Below are 19,046 nucleotides of genomic sequence, written 5' to 3'. Positions count from 1 at the left end.
TCATTAGTCCCTTCTATAAAATCCTCAATAGTAGGTTATACAGCTACTTCACTAACGAATTTTCAAATTCGATTGTCTGATCATCTACTAAGGTAAGCGTACCTTTATTAATCTCGATAGTGATGCCACTAGCATTTTTGATAGCGCGCATGACATTGATATCCTCAATGCTGCTTTCAATAATGATCTTGCCAGACTGCTCTGGTGCGATAGGTGGGTCAAACGTTGTCAAAGGCACATTAAAGTTTTTGCCCTTTGTAAGATTGGCATCTTTCATGGTTAGCGTCCCTTTAAAACTTTTTATCGCGCCTTTGCCATGATTGGATAGCATAAACTGCATTTTGACTTGATTTAAGCTATCGCTATCACTGGTTTTCACAGGGAGCAGGGCGACAGGATACATCTGTGCGGTAGCATTCGCCGCCTGACCTTTGACAATAGGACTTTTCTTGCCCGTTGGGTTGTTTGGATGCAGCCGCTCGTATTCACGCTGTTGTATTAGCGCTTGCTTGATAGTGGTACGCGGCATGGCTCCTGATTCATAAGCATCGCTCAATTTCATGCGCAGCATATAGCGGCTGAGTACTTGTTGATCGGCCTCAGACAACTGCTCAAAAGTTTGCCCTAACTTTTTTTGCCATTGGTCAGAATCTGTCGGTATGGTTGTTTTACTTGGATCAGTCTGCGGTGATGAGCAGCCAGTCGCAATCACTAGCATTGCTACCGTCATGGTTGAAAACAAAGTTTTGTTGAAACGCTGATGTAAGCCCGTCATCGTACCCCTCCTTGCAGATCTTTATTATGTTGAAACCTTATAAATAGTCGCGACTATATTCTTAATATACCTTGTTTAAACATCTGTTGTGTTTAGTTATGGCTAACTAAAGCCGCAAATATCGCAGGGTACTTAAAAAATACGTACTATGAATAAGATGGAAATAGGACGTAACAAGAAGAGAGTTAGAAAAATATCAATAATGCTTTAACTTTTATAACAGCCACAAAAAAGACCAAGCTCGCGTTAGCAAACTTGGTCTCTTTTATTTTCATACTATTTAGCAGCGTTACTATTAATTAGCAACGATATTATTAATTGTTTAATCGTTGTCTTGCAACTCAGATAGCGGATGAGTGATGTTGTTGTTATGCGTCACTACAATCGCTTCATCGATAATATGCTGGCTAACGCCGCGTTTACGTAGCGTTTCGATAAATACTTCATCATGGGCAAGCGTATAATCCTGATGGTCACGATCCAAGCCCTGACGAATATAAAGACGAATAAGCCCTTGAATGCGCTTAAAGCCCAAGTCTGATGACGTCGTTTCTAGTAGGCCAATCATTTCTTCAGACAAACGAATACTAATCGGGCGCATGATTTTTTGCGGATGATCAGAAAACTTATTTTTTATACGTACAGGTATCATAATAAACCATTACTTTTAGTGAGTAAGAGCGAAGCACTCAAACAAAAACGAACCCAATCAAAACTAATCTTACCATACAACAAAAATGTCTAAAAGAACACCACAGCCGTGCTAATATTATTAGAAGTAAATATAAAAGACGCAACAATAAAAAAACCTCCATCAAATTATGATGAAGGTTTTTAGTATATGGCTCTCCAACCTGGGCTCGAACCAGGGACACACGGATTAACAGTCCGTTGCTCTACCAACTGAGCTATTGGAGAATAGTTGGTCATAACAGCAAGTTATTGACGCTTTATATTAAAGCAGTTAATTAGCTTGTTTGCGTTATGTGGGGCACATTTTAGCCAAGTCACTACAGGCTGTCAACCTTATTATGCGTTTAATTATAAATATTATCGCAATTATTGAAAATTAATGCCAATCCCTTATCAGATAGGCTATTTCATGGCAGGACTCAATAGAAAATGACGATAAATGTGCTTTAAAAATAAAAATTATTTTCAGAAACTTTTATATGGCATATAGGATGAACGATAAAAGTATCGAAATAGATATCAACTCGGCAAAGTAAAACTGGACTTGGTGCTTTGTGTTTTTGAATATAAAGGTGGTGCGACACCGTTTGACACAATAAAGTTGCAAGACAACCCTTCACATTGGCAGCAGTATTCTATAAAATACCGACCATGTGGTTTCTTTGCTATGTTTTTTCATAGCATGCGTTGAACAAAAGCGGGTGTTCTAAAGATGAGTCCTACTACGATTGCTTACGGTTATCTGACTATTGCCATTATATGCGAAGTGGTGGGTACGACTTTTTTGGTAAAGTCAGAACAGTTCACCCGTTTGGTGCCAACTTTAATGATGGGCGCGCTCTATGCGGTTTCATTTTATCTGTTGGCTCAGACGCTCAAGACCATACCGCTAGGCATTGCGTACGCACTGTGGGGCGGGCTTGGGATTGTGCTGACATCACTCGCTGGTGTGGTGCTATTCAAGCAAAATCTTGATACAGCAGCAGTGGTTGGCATCGCGATGATCGTCGGCGGTGTTGTTGTGATGAACTTATTGTCTAATTCTGTGGTGCATTGATATGGAAAATGCTTATAAGCGTAAAAAACAGCCAGAAGTTATTCGTCGTGCGTTGTTAGATCAGGCAGCACGTATCACGTTGGAGCAAGGTCTATCTAAAGTGACGTTTCAGGCAGTCGCTGACGCGGTTGGGGTGACAAAGGGTGGTGTGATGCATCATTTTTCTACCAAAAACGCACTCGTGCTAGAAGTCTTCAATGATGCAATGGCTAAGTTTGAGGCAGAAGTAAACACAGCAATGGCTGACGATCCTGTTAAGTATGGTTCATTTACCCGCGCTTATATAGATGCCACTATCAGCCTTGGCGAGCAAGGGCAGGAAGAATACGATAATCAAGCAACCTTATATGTGCTGATGCTAGGTGATAGTGAGCTGCGTGAGTTGTGGGCTAAATGGGCAAATGAGCAACTCAAAAAACATGCGGCAACGGATAATACTGAAACATTATGTATGGTTCGCCTTGTCGCTGACGGTATTTGGCTCTCAGACTTTTCAGGTATCGATATCGCAGACAAACAATCATTACGTGATCGCCTGATAAAAATGACGCAACAAGACTTTGATTTATAAGACGACACTGATTTATAAAATAATTTTTATTTTACTATTTAAAGACTAAATTTCGCAACTTAACTAACGACGACACTATTCGGCCTGAGTACTTTTATATAGCTACTTTTGCCAATCGTCCTAAGGAGAATTTATGACTGATATTAACAATTTGACAGATATTATCGATTTAGACCAAGTACAAACAGCCTATATCAACGGGCGCTATCTAGCGGTAGATGAGTCGCTGACGACTTTTGAAGATATCAATCCAGCCACTGGTGAAGTCTTGGCAACGATTCAGCAAACCAGCAATGAGCAGATTGACGAGGCCGTAAAAGCTGCACATAAAGGTCAAAAAGTTTGGGCGGCGATGACAGCGGTCGAGCGTGGTCGCATTTTATCAAAGGCTGTTGAGATATTGCGCGATCGCAATGATGTGTTGGCACTACTTGAGACCAAAGACACAGGTAAAGCCTACTCTGAGACGAAGTACGTCGATATCGTCACTGGTGCTGATGTCGTTGAATACTATGCAGGGCTGGCACCGATGATTGAGGGTCGTCAGATTCCATTACGTGATACTAGTTTTGTATACACTCGCCGTGAGCCACTAGGCGTGGTCGCAGGTATTGGCGCATGGAATTATCCTATTCAAATCGCGATGTGGAAAGCGGCGCCTGCACTAGCTGCTGGTAATGCGATGATTTTTAAGCCATCAGAAGTGACACCGTTGACGGCATTGAAACTGGCAGAAATATTTACAGAAGCTGGATTGCCAGATGGTGTGTTTAACGTCGTACAAGGTAACTATGAAGTGGGTCAAGCGCTAACTGAACACCCAGATATTGCAAAAGTATCGTTCACAGGTGGCGTACCAACTGGTAAAAAAGTCATGTCGAGCGCGGCAAGTTCATCTCTAAAAGACGTAACTTTAGAGCTTGGTGGTAAATCGCCATTGATCATATTTGATGACGCAGATATCGATACTGCTGCTGACATCGCTATGATGGCCAATTTCTATAGTACTGGTCAGGTATGTACCAATGGCACACGCGTATTTGTCCCGAAAGCGCTACAATCGAAGTTCGAGCAAGCCATCTTAACCCGTGTTGAGCGTATTAAGCTAGGCGATCCGATGGATGAGAACATCAATATGGGTCCACTGGTTAGCTTCCCGCATATGGAAAAAGTGCTTGGCTATATCGAGCAAGGTAAGAAAGGCGGCGCACGTCTGCTAACAGGTGGCGAGCGCGTTACAACAAACGATCTTGCAAACGGCGCTTTTGTCGCACCGACAGTATTCACTGATTGCACGGATGATATGACTATTGTACGCGAAGAAATCTTTGGCCCAGTGATGTCGATATTGACTTACGAGACCGAAGAAGAAGTTATTCGCCGTGCCAATGATACCGATTACGGCTTGGCAGCTGGGGTTGTGACTGCAGATCTAAAACGCGCACATCGAGTCATCGCTCAGATCGAAGCTGGCATCTGCTGGTTGAATACGTGGGGCGAGTCGGCAGCACAAATGCCAGTAGGCGGCTACAAGCATTCTGGTATCGGCCGCGAAAACGGAATCGAAGCGCTCGAACACTATACTCAGACCAAATCTATCCAAGTAGAGTTGGGTGCGTTTGAATCTGTCTTTTAATCAATCTTATTGAGAAAAACGAAGCCAGTAAGGTTGCTTATTAGCTTTAATTTAGCCTTTTCAGGACACCTTACTGACCCTAAACGATTTATGTTTTTTCAATATTATGGAGTATGTTATGACATCAACCACACCTGAGTATGACTATATTATTGTCGGAGCAGGCTCAGCAGGAAATGTGCTGGCTACACGTCTGACCGAAGATGCCAGTATTAGAGTACTGCTATTAGAAGCAGGTCGTCCCGATTATCGTTTTGACTTCCGTACCCAAATGCCAGCTGCGCTTGCAATGCCGCTACAAGGGACGACTTATAACTGGGGTTATAAGACAGATCCTGAGCCATACATGAATAATCGCGTCATGGACTGCGGTCGCGGCAAAGGGCTAGGTGGCTCATCACTGATTAACGGTATGTGCTACATCCGTGGTAATGCGCTAGATTTTGATGATTGGTCTAAGATAAAAGGCCTGTCAGACTGGACGTATTCTGATTGCCTGCCTTATTTTAAAAAGCTAGAAAACTGTGATGCTGGCGAAAATGACTATCACGGCGTGGGCGGTCCTGTTGAAATGACCACCTCAAAGCCAGGAGTCAATCCACTGTTCCAAGCTATGATTGAAGCGGGCGTACAAGCGGGTTATCCACGTACCGAAGATCTAAACGGCTATCAGCAAGAAGGTTTTGGTCCGATGGATCGATTCGTGACACCTAATGGTCGCCGTGCATCAACGGCTCGCGGCTATCTTGACCGTGCCAAACCACGTAGCAATATTACGATTTTGACGGGTGCATTGACTGACGTGATTTTATTCGACGGCAAGCGCGCTGTCGGTGTCAAAGTCGAGCACGAAGGCCAGTCCAAAAATTTCCATGCCGCTCGCGAAGTGATTATCTCATCTGGTGCGATTGCCTCACCGCAACTACTGCAACGTTCAGGTATCGGTCCTGGTCAATGGCTAAAAGATGCTGGCGTGACTGAAATATTGGATCTGCCAGGTGTCGGTAATAATTTACAAGACCATCTAGAGCTATATATGCAGTATGAATGCAAACTGCCAGTGTCAATCGCGCCTGCCAATAAATGGTGGAATAAGCCTGCGATTGGTGCAGAATGGTTATTCAATGGCACAGGTCTTGGTGCGTCTAACCAATTTGAAGGTGGCGGCTTCATCCGTACGGATGAGAAGTTTACCCATCCAAATATTCAGTACCATTTCTTGCCACTAGCTGTACGCTATGATGGCCGCAGTGCTGTTAAATCGCATAGCTTCCAAGCACACGTCGGCTCACTGCGCTCACCAAGCCGTGGCCGCGTTAAGCTAAAATCACGTGATCCGAAAGCACATCCAAGTATCTTGTTTAACTATATGTCGCATGATCAAGACTGGCAAGAGTTCCGTGCTGCAATGCGTATCACGCGTGAGATCATGCATCAGCCAGCACTGGACCCTTATCGTGGTCGCGCGATTGCACCGACCGATGATCTGGTCACCGACGCCCAATTAGATGAGTACGTGCGCAATCATAGTGAGACGGCTTATCATCCATCTTGTACCTGTGCGATGGGTGAAGATAATGATTCGGTAGTGAATGGCGAAGGTCTGGTACATGGTATTGATGGCTTGCGAGTCGTCGATGCGTCTATCATGCCAAACATTATTAGTGGTAATCTCAATGCTACGACTATTATGCTCGCCGAAAAAATCGTCGACAAGATGAGAGGCGTACAGTTGCCACGTTCAACGGCAGATTATTATGTGGCCAATGGTGCACCGCTGCGCTCAGAGCCAATGCGTGATTATCTCTCGACAGTGTAGGCTACGATATAAGCCTGCATACAGGATACTGAATAAATAACGATAAGAGAAAATTTTAACAAAAGGGCCTTTCCAAGTAGAGGCCTTTTCTATCAGCGCTAACGTATTAGAATAATGAATACCGTTCAGGTTGAATTTGTTTATAATTTTATTAGCTTTTTATTTATTGGTACTGCTTTGTCCGTCATGCGGTTGGTTCCACGTTATACGGTTATAGATCATCAGTCTACTATTAGACGATGCCGGACAAAGCAATATCGGACCCTGTTTAATTTACCTATTGAGGTCTTTTATGTACAGTTCGCCATCACAAGATGTGACGAAACCTCTGACCCTAAACAAAACCGTGTTTATGGGCTCAGCTATTATTTCTATTTTATTGATAATCTGGACCATCGCTTTTCCAGATTATAGTGAGGCCTTGTTGAGCGCGAGCATGACTTGGGTATCAGACAAGTTTGGCTGGTATTATATGTTGGTGGTTGCCGCTTATAGTATCTTCGCGTTGTTTGTTGGTTTTTCTAAGTACGGTGATATAAAGCTTGGCCAAGACCACGAAAAAGCGCAATTTCCGTTTTTAGCGTGGGCGGCCATGCTGTTCTCAGCGGGTATCGGTATTGACCTGTTGTTCTTTGGTGCCTCTGAGCCTTTGATGCATTATTTGACCCCGCATACAGGCTTAGAGCCTGCTAGTGCTGAGGCCATGCGCGAAGCACTTGCTCAGACCTTCTTGCACTGGGGTCTGCATGGTTGGGGTATTTATGCGCTGATCGGTATGGCGCTGGCTTACTTTGCTTATCGCAAAAATATGCCACTCGCGCTACGCTCGCCGCTGACACCGATATTTGGTGAACGTTTAATTAAAGGCTGGCTAGGCGATGGTATTGATACTTTCGGCGTCGTCTGTACGTTGATGGGTATTGCGACCAGTTTGGGTATTGGGGTATTGCAGGCCAATGCTGGCTTGACCCATGTGTTCGGTATAGAATCTAGCAAAACGGTTCAGGCGCTCATCATTGTAGGTGTGGTTGCGGCTGCTGCTATCTCTGCGATGACAGGTGTCGAAAAAGGCGTTCGTCGTCTATCTGAATTCAACATGTTGTCGTCAATACTGTTGTTGCTTGCCATATTGGTAATGGGCAATACGGTGTATCTATTAAATACCTTTACTCAAAATATCGGTCAATATTTCCAAACCATCATTTATAAAACCTTTGACGTTTATGCTTATGACGGTGCTGCTGGTGCCGAGTGGAAATCTTGGTGGACGATATTTTTCTGGGCATGGTGGGTTGCTTGGGCACCATTTGTAGGTCTATTTATTGCACGTATTAGCCGTGGCCGTACGTTGCGCGAGTTTGTATTTGGCGTGATGTTTATTCCGCTTGGGTTTATTTTTGCATGGTTCTCTATCTTTGGTAATTCAGCGATAGACTTGGTTGCCAATGGCGCAACAGAGCTTGGCGAAATCGCGGTCAATGATGCGGCAATGGGCATGTTTGCACTGTTTGAATACTTCCCTTACAGTGAAGTATTGTCATTTGCTGGTGTGGTTATTGGTCTTATTTTCTTTGTGACTTCTGCTGACTCAGGCGCGTTAGTATTGGCGAACTTGAGCTCAAGAGGTATGACCAATGATACCGATGCTCCTGTTTGGTTACGTCTGTTTTGGGCAGCAGCGACTGGTCTTATTACGTTAGGACTGCTATTTGCAGGTGGTTTTTCTTCACTACAGTCTGTCTCTGTCATTGCAGGATTGCCATTCTCTATTATTCTTGTGCTTTATATGATGTCTATGTGGAAGTCGCTAAAAGAAGAAGGCAACAAGCGTAAAGCCAGTACAATCGGCACAGCAAATGTGTTGGATAGCGGGAAGAGCTGGAAAGCGCGCTTGCAACGTATTGTAAGCTTCCCAGGACATGCACAGGTTGAAAAATTCTTGCATACGGTCGTGATGCCAGCGATGTCTGAGGTCGAAAAAGAGTTTAAAGCAGGTGGTCTCAAAACCTCGTTAGATACCAAAAACCTTGCTAGTATCGGCGAAGGTATCGATGCAGGCATGGATCAAGACAGTGGTCAGGTAGACGGTCTAAAACTGCGTGTCGGTCACGGCGATGAAGATGACTTTATTTATGAAGTCAATCTGATTAAAGCGCATCGTCCTAACTTTACATTGAGCACATCTACTAAGCACGCAGAGTACTACTACCGTGCGGAAGTGTTCTTGAGCGAAGGCTCGCAAGAGTATGACTTGGTTGGCTACTCAAAAGAGCAGGTATTGGTTGATATCTTAAATCAGTACGAGCGTCATTTGCAGTATCTGCATTTAGAGCGTTAATCAGGCACACTTTTTAAGTAAAACTATTAGTGAAAATGTCCCCATAAGTTGAACGCAGCTTATGGGTTTTTTTTATGAATAACCATTTATAAATAACTATCGTTTGAATTGAGGGCATATCTCAAACAAGTGCAAAACAAGTACCGCAAATATAAGGTAAAATTCATTAAGATTAAATTGATCGACTGATACGCTGCAACGTATTAGCAAAGGATACATTTGTGACCAAATTAAAGTACATAGCGCATTACTCAGAACAGATTCAAACTCAAGCTGCTCAGCTTATAACTGATGGTAGGTTGGGCGAGTATCTGGAAAAAAAGTACCCGACTCAGCATCAAATCCAAAGCGACAAAGCGCTCTATCAGTATATAAATGAGATAAAAAACCAATCCATGCGTAAGATTGGTCAGCTATCAAATGTCAGCTATAGCAGTAAATTGAAAGTTTTAAAACATGCCCTAGGTATCCATACGACGCAATCGCGCGTACAGGGCAGTAAGCTCAAATCGCACAATAGCATCACGGTAGCCAGTCTATTTAAAGACGCGCCGCCAGAGTTTTTGCGCATGATAGTGGTGCATGAGCTTGCCCATTTCAAAGAGCATGAGCATAACAAAGCTTTTTATCAGTTATGCTGCCATATGGAGCCTGAGTATCATCAATTTGAGTTGGATACGCGACTGTGGTTGCACTGGCGCGAGTTGTAGCCCTAATATAGTCAAGTCTATATAAATCCGCTACATCGTCATCCTCGCTAAGCATACTAATATATAACTTGCACTCGGTTGCCTTGTACTACTTTTAAATTGAATCGACTATAGTATGAATAGCAACCTTAATAAGGTTCATAGTAATCTTAATAACAGCCATATAAACATCGTGTTCTTCTCTGTAGCAATCATCTGAGCCGCCAGAATTACGTTATAATCCTAACCACATACGATATAGTCCATAAAAGGTTGTAAACAATGATCAATACCAAAATATATAAAGCCATTTACACCTTAGCCGAAGAATTATTAGAAGCGGATCGCAGAGGCAATCAGGAAAAATTTGATTCGCTGTATGCTGAACTAAACGCCATTTGTACCGATAATGAAGGCACTGACAAAGACCACCCAGAACAATGGGAAACGCTCGCTGACTTCACAGAAGATTTGGACGCAGCACTGGTGATTTATGACAAAGCACTGGCCAAGGCTACTGCCATTAACTCAAAAGATCATATGTCATCGATTGCTTTTTCTATGGCGGTGCTACAGCTTGAGACAGGCGAAAAAGAAGCCGCTATCCAAAGCCTACAAAATGCTAAAGTCACAGCCAATAAAATTGAAGACAAAGAGTTTAAGGTTGAGATTGATGAGATGCTGACTAAGTTGTTGGCAGAGTAGTTTTGATTATAGTCAATCCTCTACAAATTAAGTACGGTATCAGTCTCGCCTAGCTTACTACTTGTAATACTTTCACTCGGCTTCCTTGTATCCAAGTTATATTGAACCGATTATAAATAGGGTAATCCGATATGCAAGACATACCTGTGGTAATCGTTGGTGGTGGATTAAGTGGATTATATGCTGCCTTCTTATTAGAGCAAAAGGGTATAGCGTATAGACTCCTAGAGGCGCGTGATACCTTGGGTGGTCGTATTGCAGTTGCTAAATATTCAGATGTGCAAGCTACTAATAACAGTACTGATATCGATCAAGCAGAATCAAGCGCAGCATTTGATTTAGGGCCGTCATGGTTCTGGCCGGATTATCAAACGCAGTTAAGCACACTTATTGAGTCGTTAGATTTATCACGTTTTACGCAGTTCGAAGAAGGCGATATGATGGTTGAGCGCGCTGCCAATCGGCTACCTGTGCGTATGCAAGGTTACAAAAGCGCAGCGCCTTCTATGCGTCTAGTAGGTGGTATGGCTGCTTTGATCGAGGCGCTATATGCTCGCTTAGATGCTAGTTGTATTATGACTGGTCAAACCATAAGGCAATTAAACAGGACGCCTCAACATATCGAAGTACAGAGTGAAGATAGCTCTGGGCATGTGACCGGATATGTGACGGCGTTCCGAGCGCAGCATGTGCTACTTGCGTTACCGCCTCGATTGGTAGAAGGTCGGATAGCATTTCAGCCAGCGCTACCGCAAGACTTAAGTGAACAGTGGCGCGAGACAGCCACTTGGATGGCGCCCCATGCCAAATACGTCGCTGTTTATGAGTCACCATTTTGGCGTAATACTGGTCTCTCGGGTTCCGCGCGCAGTGCGACAGGGCCGCTTACTGAGATACATGATGCCTCGACATTAGAGAACGATGGGGCATTGTTTGGCTTCTTTGGTGTTCCTGCTCAAGTACGTCAGAGCGTTTCTGATACGGTGCTAAAAGAACATTGCCGTGCCCAGTTAGTGCGGCTATTTGGTGCGCAGGCAAGTACTCCAAAAGCTGAATATCTCAAAGACTGGGCACAAGATCCATTAACAGCGATGCCTGCTGATGCTAGCGGTAACGGTCAGCATGCAGTAGCACCGCCGTCCAAGCCAAAAACAGGCGTGTGGCAAGACTGTCTAATAGGTTGTGGTAGTGAGTGGTCAGCGCAGTTTCCTGGTTATGTCGCTGGGGCAATTGATGCAGCAACCGTTGCTGTACAAAGCTTACCTGCTGATATTTTGCGCCAGTAGCTATTAGGGTGCTGTTGTAAGCTATTATAAAAGCCATCCAACATGACTAAGAAAATTCGTCATCCAATAGGATAGTCGATGAATGACTCGCTCACACAAAAAACTTCTCGCAAAACTACTTGGCTGGTGCCCTTCATTTGTCTGCTGGCAGGTGGGGCACTCACTGGTATCTCGACCAATGTGGCAAAGTACGCTATAGATGTCGGTCTGACCCCATTAGGGTTTTTGTTTTGGTCGATTACTGGCGCTGCTGTTATTTTATTTGTGATAGCGCTCATCAGAAAAGAACTCCCTCCTCTTAATGCTCGTAGCTTAGAGTATTACTTTGTCGCGGCGCTTGTCAGCGTCGCGGCCGCCAACTTATTATTATTTTCTGCTATTCCTCATGTGGGCGCAGGTTTCGTCGCCTTAATCCTCTCATTACCGCCATTGCTAACTTATCTTGGTGCACTGATACTACGTATAGAGCAATTTTATATTGTCCGTGCGCTTGGGGTCATCGCGGCACTCATCGGGGCAGGAGCATTAGCCGTGCATAAATTCTCTGCGCCAGATTCCAGTGTGTTTTGGATTCTAATTGCGCTTTGTGGTCCAGTGCTACTTGCTATTGGTAACATATATCGGACATTACGCTGGCCTGATAATGCGTCTTCTGGCGCACTCGCTCCAGGTATGTTGATTGCGGCAGCGCTGCTGCTAGGTTTGTTTAGTATGATGTCAGATTTCTCTATTGCTGTACCTTTAGAGAATTGGCTACCGCTAAGCATGATAGCTATACAAGCATGCGTATTTGCTGGACAGTTTTTACTATTATTTCTATTGCAAAAGACAGGTGGTCCTGTGTTACTGAGTTTGTTAGGTGCGGTAGGGGCCATTGTCGGCGTACCCGTCGCTATTTTTTTGCAAGGGGAAAGTCCTCCAGAAGGTTTATTTTTAGGCGCTACTTTAATTGCGATTGGCGTGGCATTGGTGACATGGGGCGGCGTAAAAATAGCAAGAGTAAAAGAAGAGGCTTAATAATTGCGCATTATGTAATAGTGCCAAACTATAGAGTTATTAAAACCGTTACTTCCTAATGAGCATTTCTTATCTCGCTCTGGTTATCAGTATCTAGCTTATCAATAGCTACTATGACTCAATAATTGGTTACGATTAACTTAAATCACTTTTTGTGGATACGACAAAAAAGGAGTATAAGTATCGTGGTTATTGTTGTCATGGACTCAGGCTATGAATGCAGCCACGCGTTATCGATTATTAAACAATTTTACGATTCTCATTAGTGTCATCGGGGTAGCGATTGCCTTATTAGATAGTGGTTTTACACTACCAACGTGGCTCCAGCAAGTATTCCATATTTTCTATTTGGTCATTATCTTCCTTAGTTTTATGGTGACCGCTGGTCGTTATATCTATACCAAAAAGCCATTAACGCTTAATAAAGTCGCCATCTTTGACGCGCTGACTAGCATTGCCATTATCATTTTATTGACCGCGCATTTTACGGACTTAGTACGTTCGGGCCTATCTGCTGCCGTTGATGGCTTTGTCGCGATAAAGATAGCGGTGTTTGTCACCTTCGTCCGCGAACTCTCCGATCATAATTTCAATCTCAATCGTACCTTTCTACATCCTGCCCAGTTTTTTATTCTAAGCTTTTTAGTCGTGGTGCTGGTTGGTGCCTTGCTATTGATGATGCCCAATGCGACAACGCAGCCGTTGTCTTTTGTTGATGCGCTTTTTACTGCGACTAGCGCGGTCTGCGTGACAGGGCTTATCGTAGTGGATACTGCCACTTATTTTACGACTTTTGGCCAAGTTATTATTATGGGGCTGATACAAATTGGCGGTTTGGGTATTTTGACCTTTGTGACCTATTTTAGTTATTTCTTTAAGGGCGGTGTCAGCTATGAGACGCAAGCAAGTATCAGCGAGATGTCTTATATGCGCGGTATGGGTGATGTGGTGTCGACACTCAAGTCTATCTTGTACGTCACATTTGCTGTCGAGGCGGTAGCGGCTGCGCTGATTTATATCAGTATTTATGACATACCCAATATGGATTGGTCTGAGCAGCTATTTTTTTCGGTCTTTCATGCGATTTCTGCTTTTTGTAATGCTGGGTTCTCTACCTTTAGTGCTGGCTTGTACGATGATTCGCTACGTTTTAATTATTCGCTACAGCTGATTCTGGCGATGACATTTATCTTCGGTGGTATGGGTTTTACCATCGTGGTCAATGTGCTTAGGTATTTACGTTATCGTGCTCAGCGGCTGATGAATCGCCATGACCAACGCTATATTTATCAGCCTTGGTTACTTAATATTAATAGCCGTATTACTTTGATTACCACAGGCGCATTATTGCTGGTCGGTCTGATTGGCGTGATGATATTTGAATACAATAATGTGCTCGCCGACCATACCAGTTTCCTTGGTAAGCTGGTAACAGGGTTCTTTACTGCGGCTACCCCGCGTACGGCAGGGTTTAATGTGATTGACATGGATGAGCTTACGTTTCCAACGGTGATGCTGACGATATTTCTGATGTGGATTGGTGCGTCACCAAACTCGACAGGTGGGGGTATCAAGACCAGCACCTTTGCGATTGCGCTATTGAATACATTAAGCCTAGCTCGTGGGCAGACCAAGATAGAGGTATTTAAACGAGAGATTGCTGAGATTTCAGTTCGCCGCGCATTTTCTATTATGTGGTTGTCACTACTGGTCATCGGTACGGGCGTGACGCTCATCAGCTATGATCAGCCAGAGCTTGATTTGATTAAAGTGGTGTTTGAGTGCTTCTCAGCGTATAGCACGGTGGGCTTAAGTTTAAACCTGACAGCAGACTTATCAGATTTTAGTAAAATAGTGGTTTCGGTCATTATGTTCGTTGGCCGCGTCAGTATGCTGACGATATTTATTGCAATGCTAAAAAATATGCGTCAACGTAATTATCGCTATCCTACTGAAGAGATTACGATTAACTAATCCGTCGTAAACAGACTGAGTCGTTCTTAATAAATAGCAAAAAAGTACTAAAAAAGGTTGTTTAAGTTATGAAGTACATCATCGTAGGACTAGGGAATTTTGGTGCATCATTGGGCTCGGCATTGACCAGTCAAGGGCATGAAGTGATTGCTATTGATAGTAGTATGCAACGGGTTGAAGCTTACAAAGAAGTGATTTCTCATACGCTGTGTATGGATGCCACGGACGAGTATACGGTTAGCGGATTACCAATTGTTGATACCGATATTGTCATCGTGGCGATTGGCGAAGATCAAGGGGCCAATGTCATGGCAACGGCGCTGTTCAAGACGTTAAAAGCCAAACGTTTAATCAGCCGTAGTATCAATCCGCTACACGAAAAAGTTCTACAAGCCATCGGCGTGGATGATTTGATTCATCCTGAAAAAGAGGCGGCCAATCGCTGGGCCAAGCGTCTGTCACTACGCTATTTCGTCGATTCGTTTGAATTGAGCGATAATTTCAGTATGGTAGAGATTAAGATTCCAAATGTGCTGATTGGTAAGACTGTCGACGACTTACAGTTAGAGCAAAAGTTCAATATCCGATTGCTTAGTACGTTGCGCTATGAGTATTATGAAGACAGCTTTGGCCGTACGCAGAGCAAGCCTAGCATTCAAGGTTTGGCAACGCCTGAGCAAGTATTGCAAGAGCGCGATGTATTAGTGATTTATGGTGCCAACAAACACATCAATCAGTTCTTACGTAGTGTGGGTGTGAAAATAAAATAGCAGCTTGCCATTGCAGTAATACCAGAAGGTATAGGGAAATGATTATGAATAAGCGAAGTATCTCTGTCCTACTGATCGCCATAATGACACTACTGTCAGGTTGTGATCAATCAGCGCAAGACCCGAACGTTCTTTTGTCTGAGCATCAAAAAGACCCGATTAAAGAGTTGGCGATTACCTCAGACGTGGATCACAGTCAGTTTGGTTACAAGCAAACCTTTTATGTGCCGATTTACTCTGATATCTATACCGATAGAGACGCTCGCAAAGTGCTGCTATCGGCCACGCTGAGTGTACGTAATACCACGCTCAAAAAGTCACTGTATATCAATAAAATTGATTATTATGATACGGATGGGGCATTGGTCAAATCATATCTAGATAAGCCTATCGAGCTACCAGCGATGGCCACGCTCAACTATATCGTCGAAAAAGAAGAGGATAAAGGTGGATCTGGCGCTAACTTTATCATCGAAGTCGAAGGTGTAGATGAAACCGTCAAACCAGTGATAGAAGCAGTCATGATCGGTAACTTTAGCAATAAAGGATTTGCCTTTAGTACAGAAGGCACGCCCGTGATACATTGATATATGTATAGTCGGTACATAGTTTAGAGTATGAAAAGAGCACTGTAGCATAGACGGAAGTAGTTTCTACTTTTACTTTGCTATCTAGCGATGCTCGTATAAATGTATTAAACGAATCAACATGGACAGTTCAATTCAAGGAAGAGTTATGTCTGCAACCAAAGAAGAAATCAGTGCCTTTATGGCATTGGAGTTTCCCCAAACCAAATGCGTCGTCGAGACGGTCAACGAAAATGGCGCGACTTTATCGCACGAGATCGGTATAAATGAGCTGCGTCCCGGTGGCACAGTTTCGGGACCTGTCATGATGGCCGTCGCTGATGTCGCTATCTATGTGGCGATACTCGGAAGAATTGGTATCGTTCCATTAACGGTGACGACGAGTTTGACCATCAACTTTTTGCGCAAGCCATCAGCAAATGCTCGCATTATCGCCGAATGTACCTTGATGAAAGTAGGCCGCACGTTGATAGTGGGCGAAGTCTCTCTTTATTCAGAAGGCTCTGATGACATTGTGGCTCACGTAGTTGGCACGTATTCGGTGCCGCCTAAAAACCCCTAGATATTGTATAACGTCGTTGAGTAAAAACGTTGCTAATACTATCTATATGTCATAGATACTTTTTTATATAGCTGAAAATTCAAAGGGCAGTCAATAATGAGCATGTTGTTTGTGATAGGGGGCTGCCGTATTGTCGCTATTAGATTTAATTGTTTTATGGCTTTATGAAACAAGATACTAGCTCAATACGAAAAATATAGCATATAAGTATTTCTTGAATATGGATATTAACTAATAAGATCAATAATTTGAGAATACTTTAGGAAAAAATAGATGAACGGTTGATAATATGGTTCCGTCTTACTAGTGTCCATGCTCAAAAACAGGTAGCATGAAGTATATATAACATCATAGTTAATTTAGATGAGTGTTATTTAGCAAGCTAGTATGGCAATGCCAGAAACGAAAGCCATCAATATGTAAATAGCCTTTTATAGAATGGCTAAATCATCGAAGAATTTTGCTGATACTGACAGTAAATTATAAAAAAATACATTTCAGCTTTTTGAAAAAACACCATTAAATGTTATTACGGCATTAAATCAATGAAGTAAAAAAGTAGGCCAGCAATTTGAACGACAAGTTGTAGTAGCAAATCAAATACGACCATAATATTAATAAATGAGCACTATGCGGTTTTAATCTCTCTTCTCTTAAAAGATACTCCATACATACATCGCTTTTTGGCATGTAAACCTGCCTAATACAAACATATCTAAATCTATACTATTCAAATTGAAAAATAGACGATAAGAAATAAAAGGTAAGAATATGAACACTATCATGGTTAAGACCAATAATGCGACTCAAACCGTAGCCGAAGTGGCAGTTGTCACTAAAGATGGAAAACCAACCATCATCCAAGCTATGGAGAAAGTCAATTACGAGTTCCATGATATGGTGATCGGTCGAGCGCCCAATCATATTATTACCAAACGCATCAAAAATGATCTGCACGTCTCATTTGAAGAAAACGGCAAAGACAGTGACTTAATTATAGAAGGTTTTTATGACAGCGCAGACAGTGCCTTAGTCGGTATTGCAGAAGATGGCGACTATTACTACTACATTCCAGATACGGGTGAAACCTACGATTATGTGACCCAACTGGAAGTCGGTGATGTAGAAGGACAGGCGTTAGGCGGTGAAGAATATGTGGCGGCGGCAATACCTTGGTGGGTACCTGTTGCTGCAGGACTTGGATTGGCAGGTTTGATTGCGGGTATCAGTGGCAGTGGTAGTGATGATCGTCCTGAACCTGCGCCCATCGTCAGTCTCAGTGGTGTTAAAAGTTTAAGTGAAGCTACGGCAACGAATGACGCAAACACTGCGTTATATAGCGTTACTCTAGATAAGGCCAGTGATGTTGATACCAGTGTGACAGTCACCATTACGCCTGGTTCTGCCGATGGCGGTGACTATACGGCACCAATGACGCAAACCATCACGATTCCAGCAGGACAAACCTCTGTTAATTTTAGCATACCAATTGTAAATGATAACGTCTACGAAGGCGCTCAAAGCTTTATGGTTGCTATAACCAGCGTCAGTGCGGGTAAGGCCACTATCGACTCTGTTAAAAACGTTGTTACTACAACTGTTTATGATGATGGCACCATTGACGGAACGACACCAGTTGACCCTAATGACCCAACAGTGGGTGATGACACGCCAATTGTAAGCATCAAAGGTACAGTAAACCTAAGCGAAACAGCTGCTGATGGTAGTGTTAATAGCGCAACGTATACTGTGAGCTTAAGCAATCCAAGCGCAGTCGATACGACTATCAGCTATATTATTAGCGATGGCAGTACAGAAGGTAGCGATGACTACGTTGCACCAACTATAAAGACTGTCACGATTCCTGCAGGGCAGACTTCTGTTGATTTCAGCTTACCAATGGTAGATGAAAGTATTTACGAAGGTGCCGAGGACTTTACGGTCACTATCACTGGTACCACTGCTGGTACAGCTAACATTAGTGCGGATAATGACAGTGTCACCACGACTATTTATGACAATGGAACCACTGATGGCACCACACCGGTTAATCCTGCTGACCCAACAGTAGGGAATGATATCCCCGTGGTCAGTATTACGGCGACCGACGCGCAAGCGATTGAAGGGGTAGACAACAGCCTCATCTTTAGCGTGACCCAGACCAACTTAAGCAACCTTGATACTACTGTTAACGTGAGCTTAGGTGGTAACAACACCGTCGAAGCCGCGGACATTGCTAGCATCAGCTATACCAATGCCGCAGGGGTGGTGGTGACGCTAGACAAACTGACTGACATCCAAGCCTTCCTGACAAATGGTGCTACGGTCAACATACCGGCAGGCAGCACGAGTGCACCTGCGATTACGGTCACTGTGATTGATGATGTGGTGTATGAGCGCTCAGAAGACTTGGTTCTTAATATTGCCATACCGACAAGCAGCCCAACGGCCGCCACGGTTGGTACCAGCACTGCCACTGGTGCGATTCTAGATGAAGACCAACGCGTCAACACCAACAACCCGAATAACCCAGATGATGTTACTGATGAAGTCGATGGCGATAAGCC

General features: G+C 43.5%; 16 protein-coding genes and 1 tRNA gene. 14 read left to right on the top strand and 3 right to left on the bottom strand.

The features are described from left to right. Nucleotides 1–43: 43 nt before the first annotated feature. The 3 genes from B2863_RS06255 to B2863_RS06245 all read right to left on the bottom strand — a co-directional run bounded on the left by B2863_RS06255 (nucleotide 44) and on the right by B2863_RS06245 (nucleotide 1,693). On the bottom strand, nucleotides 44–775 hold the full coding sequence (locus tag B2863_RS06255) for a hypothetical protein (protein ID WP_296208313.1): 732 nt from the start codon (nucleotides 773–775) through the stop codon (nucleotides 44–46). Between the two features lie 322 nt (nucleotides 776–1,097). Continuing rightward, the gene (locus tag B2863_RS06250; protein WP_057761113.1) at nucleotides 1,098–1,427 is read right to left on the bottom strand and encodes a hypothetical protein; all 330 of its coding nucleotides are present in this window, start codon (nucleotides 1,425–1,427) and stop codon (nucleotides 1,098–1,100) included. Nucleotides 1,428–1,617: 190 nt separating this feature from the next. Then, nucleotides 1,618–1,693 (bottom strand) — tRNA-Asn (locus B2863_RS06245). A gap of 487 nt (nucleotides 1,694–2,180) precedes the next feature. Between B2863_RS06245 and B2863_RS06240 the strand changes: the two genes are divergently transcribed. The 14 genes from B2863_RS06240 to B2863_RS06175 form a co-directional block, all read left to right on the top strand. Then, the gene (locus B2863_RS06240) at nucleotides 2,181–2,525 is read left to right on the top strand and encodes a DMT family transporter (RefSeq protein ID WP_057761111.1); all 345 of its coding nucleotides are present in this window, start codon (nucleotides 2,181–2,183) and stop codon (nucleotides 2,523–2,525) included. Nucleotide 2,526: 1 nt separating this feature from the next. Beyond that, nucleotides 2,527–3,096, top strand: a complete 570-nt coding sequence (locus B2863_RS06235; RefSeq protein WP_296208311.1) for a TetR/AcrR family transcriptional regulator — start codon at nucleotides 2,527–2,529, stop codon at nucleotides 3,094–3,096. 133 nt (nucleotides 3,097–3,229) lie between these two features. Then, a complete protein-coding gene (betB, locus tag B2863_RS06230) occupies nucleotides 3,230–4,732 on the top strand; it encodes a betaine-aldehyde dehydrogenase (RefSeq protein WP_296208309.1) in 1,503 nt (500 codons plus the stop codon). A 118-nt stretch (nucleotides 4,733–4,850) separates the two neighbouring features. Further along, on the top strand, nucleotides 4,851–6,551 hold the full coding sequence (gene betA, locus B2863_RS06225; protein WP_296208305.1) for a choline dehydrogenase: 1,701 nt from the start codon (nucleotides 4,851–4,853) through the stop codon (nucleotides 6,549–6,551). Nucleotides 6,552–6,843: 292 nt separating this feature from the next. Next, the gene (gene betT, locus B2863_RS06220) at nucleotides 6,844–8,889 is read left to right on the top strand and encodes a choline BCCT transporter BetT (protein ID WP_296208303.1); all 2,046 of its coding nucleotides are present in this window, start codon (nucleotides 6,844–6,846) and stop codon (nucleotides 8,887–8,889) included. A gap of 221 nt (nucleotides 8,890–9,110) precedes the next feature. Continuing rightward, on the top strand, nucleotides 9,111–9,599 hold the full coding sequence (locus tag B2863_RS06215) for a M48 family metallopeptidase (RefSeq protein WP_296208300.1): 489 nt from the start codon (nucleotides 9,111–9,113) through the stop codon (nucleotides 9,597–9,599). A 261-nt stretch (nucleotides 9,600–9,860) separates the two neighbouring features. After that, nucleotides 9,861–10,283, top strand: a complete 423-nt coding sequence (locus B2863_RS06210) for a hypothetical protein (RefSeq protein ID WP_057761099.1) — start codon at nucleotides 9,861–9,863, stop codon at nucleotides 10,281–10,283. Nucleotides 10,284–10,414: 131 nt separating this feature from the next. Continuing rightward, on the top strand, nucleotides 10,415–11,569 hold the full coding sequence (locus tag B2863_RS06205) for a flavin monoamine oxidase family protein (protein WP_296208295.1): 1,155 nt from the start codon (nucleotides 10,415–10,417) through the stop codon (nucleotides 11,567–11,569). Nucleotides 11,570–11,647: 78 nt separating this feature from the next. Continuing rightward, nucleotides 11,648–12,586, top strand: coding sequence for a DMT family transporter (locus B2863_RS06200; RefSeq protein ID WP_296208291.1), 939 nt, complete (start codon nucleotides 11,648–11,650; stop codon nucleotides 12,584–12,586). A 213-nt stretch (nucleotides 12,587–12,799) separates the two neighbouring features. After that, nucleotides 12,800–14,560, top strand: a complete 1,761-nt coding sequence (locus B2863_RS06195) for a TrkH family potassium uptake protein (RefSeq protein WP_296208288.1) — start codon at nucleotides 12,800–12,802, stop codon at nucleotides 14,558–14,560. A gap of 68 nt (nucleotides 14,561–14,628) precedes the next feature. After that, nucleotides 14,629–15,330, top strand: a complete 702-nt coding sequence (locus tag B2863_RS06190; protein WP_057761091.1) for a potassium channel family protein — start codon at nucleotides 14,629–14,631, stop codon at nucleotides 15,328–15,330. Between the two features lie 44 nt (nucleotides 15,331–15,374). Further along, on the top strand, nucleotides 15,375–15,917 hold the full coding sequence (locus B2863_RS06185; protein WP_296208285.1) for a DUF3124 domain-containing protein: 543 nt from the start codon (nucleotides 15,375–15,377) through the stop codon (nucleotides 15,915–15,917). Nucleotides 15,918–16,065: 148 nt separating this feature from the next. Beyond that, nucleotides 16,066–16,479 carry a PaaI family thioesterase gene (locus B2863_RS06180; protein ID WP_296208282.1) on the top strand — a complete coding sequence of 138 codons (414 nt, stop codon included), beginning with the start codon at nucleotides 16,066–16,068 and terminating at the stop codon, nucleotides 16,477–16,479. Nucleotides 16,480–17,250: 771 nt separating this feature from the next. After that, nucleotides 17,251–19,046, top strand: a 1,796-nt coding sequence (locus tag B2863_RS06175; RefSeq protein ID WP_296208280.1) for a Calx-beta domain-containing protein, incomplete at its 3' end; no start/stop codon positions are given.

Origin of the sequence: Psychrobacter sp. UBA3480, from assembly GCF_002377945.1 — a bacterium.
Taxonomy (GTDB): domain Bacteria; phylum Pseudomonadota; class Gammaproteobacteria; order Pseudomonadales; family Moraxellaceae; genus Psychrobacter.
Note: the sequence above shows the minus strand (reverse complement) of the source record. Positions and strands in the feature narration are given on the sequence as shown.

Coding starts and splice junctions, on each gene's coding strand:
- B2863_RS06255 (WP_296208313.1), bottom strand. CDS start 775: ATGACGGGCTTACATCAGCGTTTCAACAAAACTTTGTTTTCAACCATG.
- B2863_RS06250 (WP_057761113.1), bottom strand. CDS start 1,427: ATGATACCTGTACGTATAAAAAATAAGTTTTCTGATCATCCGCAAAAA.
- B2863_RS06240 (WP_057761111.1), top strand. CDS start 2,181: ATGAGTCCTACTACGATTGCTTACGGTTATCTGACTATTGCCATTATA.
- B2863_RS06235 (WP_296208311.1), top strand. CDS start 2,527: ATGGAAAATGCTTATAAGCGTAAAAAACAGCCAGAAGTTATTCGTCGT.
- betB (WP_296208309.1), top strand. CDS start 3,230: ATGACTGATATTAACAATTTGACAGATATTATCGATTTAGACCAAGTA.
- betA (WP_296208305.1), top strand. CDS start 4,851: ATGACATCAACCACACCTGAGTATGACTATATTATTGTCGGAGCAGGC.
- betT (WP_296208303.1), top strand. CDS start 6,844: ATGTACAGTTCGCCATCACAAGATGTGACGAAACCTCTGACCCTAAAC.
- B2863_RS06210 (WP_057761099.1), top strand. CDS start 9,861: ATGATCAATACCAAAATATATAAAGCCATTTACACCTTAGCCGAAGAA.
- B2863_RS06205 (WP_296208295.1), top strand. CDS start 10,415: ATGCAAGACATACCTGTGGTAATCGTTGGTGGTGGATTAAGTGGATTA.
- B2863_RS06200 (WP_296208291.1), top strand. CDS start 11,648: ATGAATGACTCGCTCACACAAAAAACTTCTCGCAAAACTACTTGGCTG.
- B2863_RS06195 (WP_296208288.1), top strand. CDS start 12,800: ATGAATGCAGCCACGCGTTATCGATTATTAAACAATTTTACGATTCTC.
- B2863_RS06190 (WP_057761091.1), top strand. CDS start 14,629: ATGAAGTACATCATCGTAGGACTAGGGAATTTTGGTGCATCATTGGGC.
- B2863_RS06185 (WP_296208285.1), top strand. CDS start 15,375: ATGAATAAGCGAAGTATCTCTGTCCTACTGATCGCCATAATGACACTA.
- B2863_RS06180 (WP_296208282.1), top strand. CDS start 16,066: ATGTCTGCAACCAAAGAAGAAATCAGTGCCTTTATGGCATTGGAGTTT.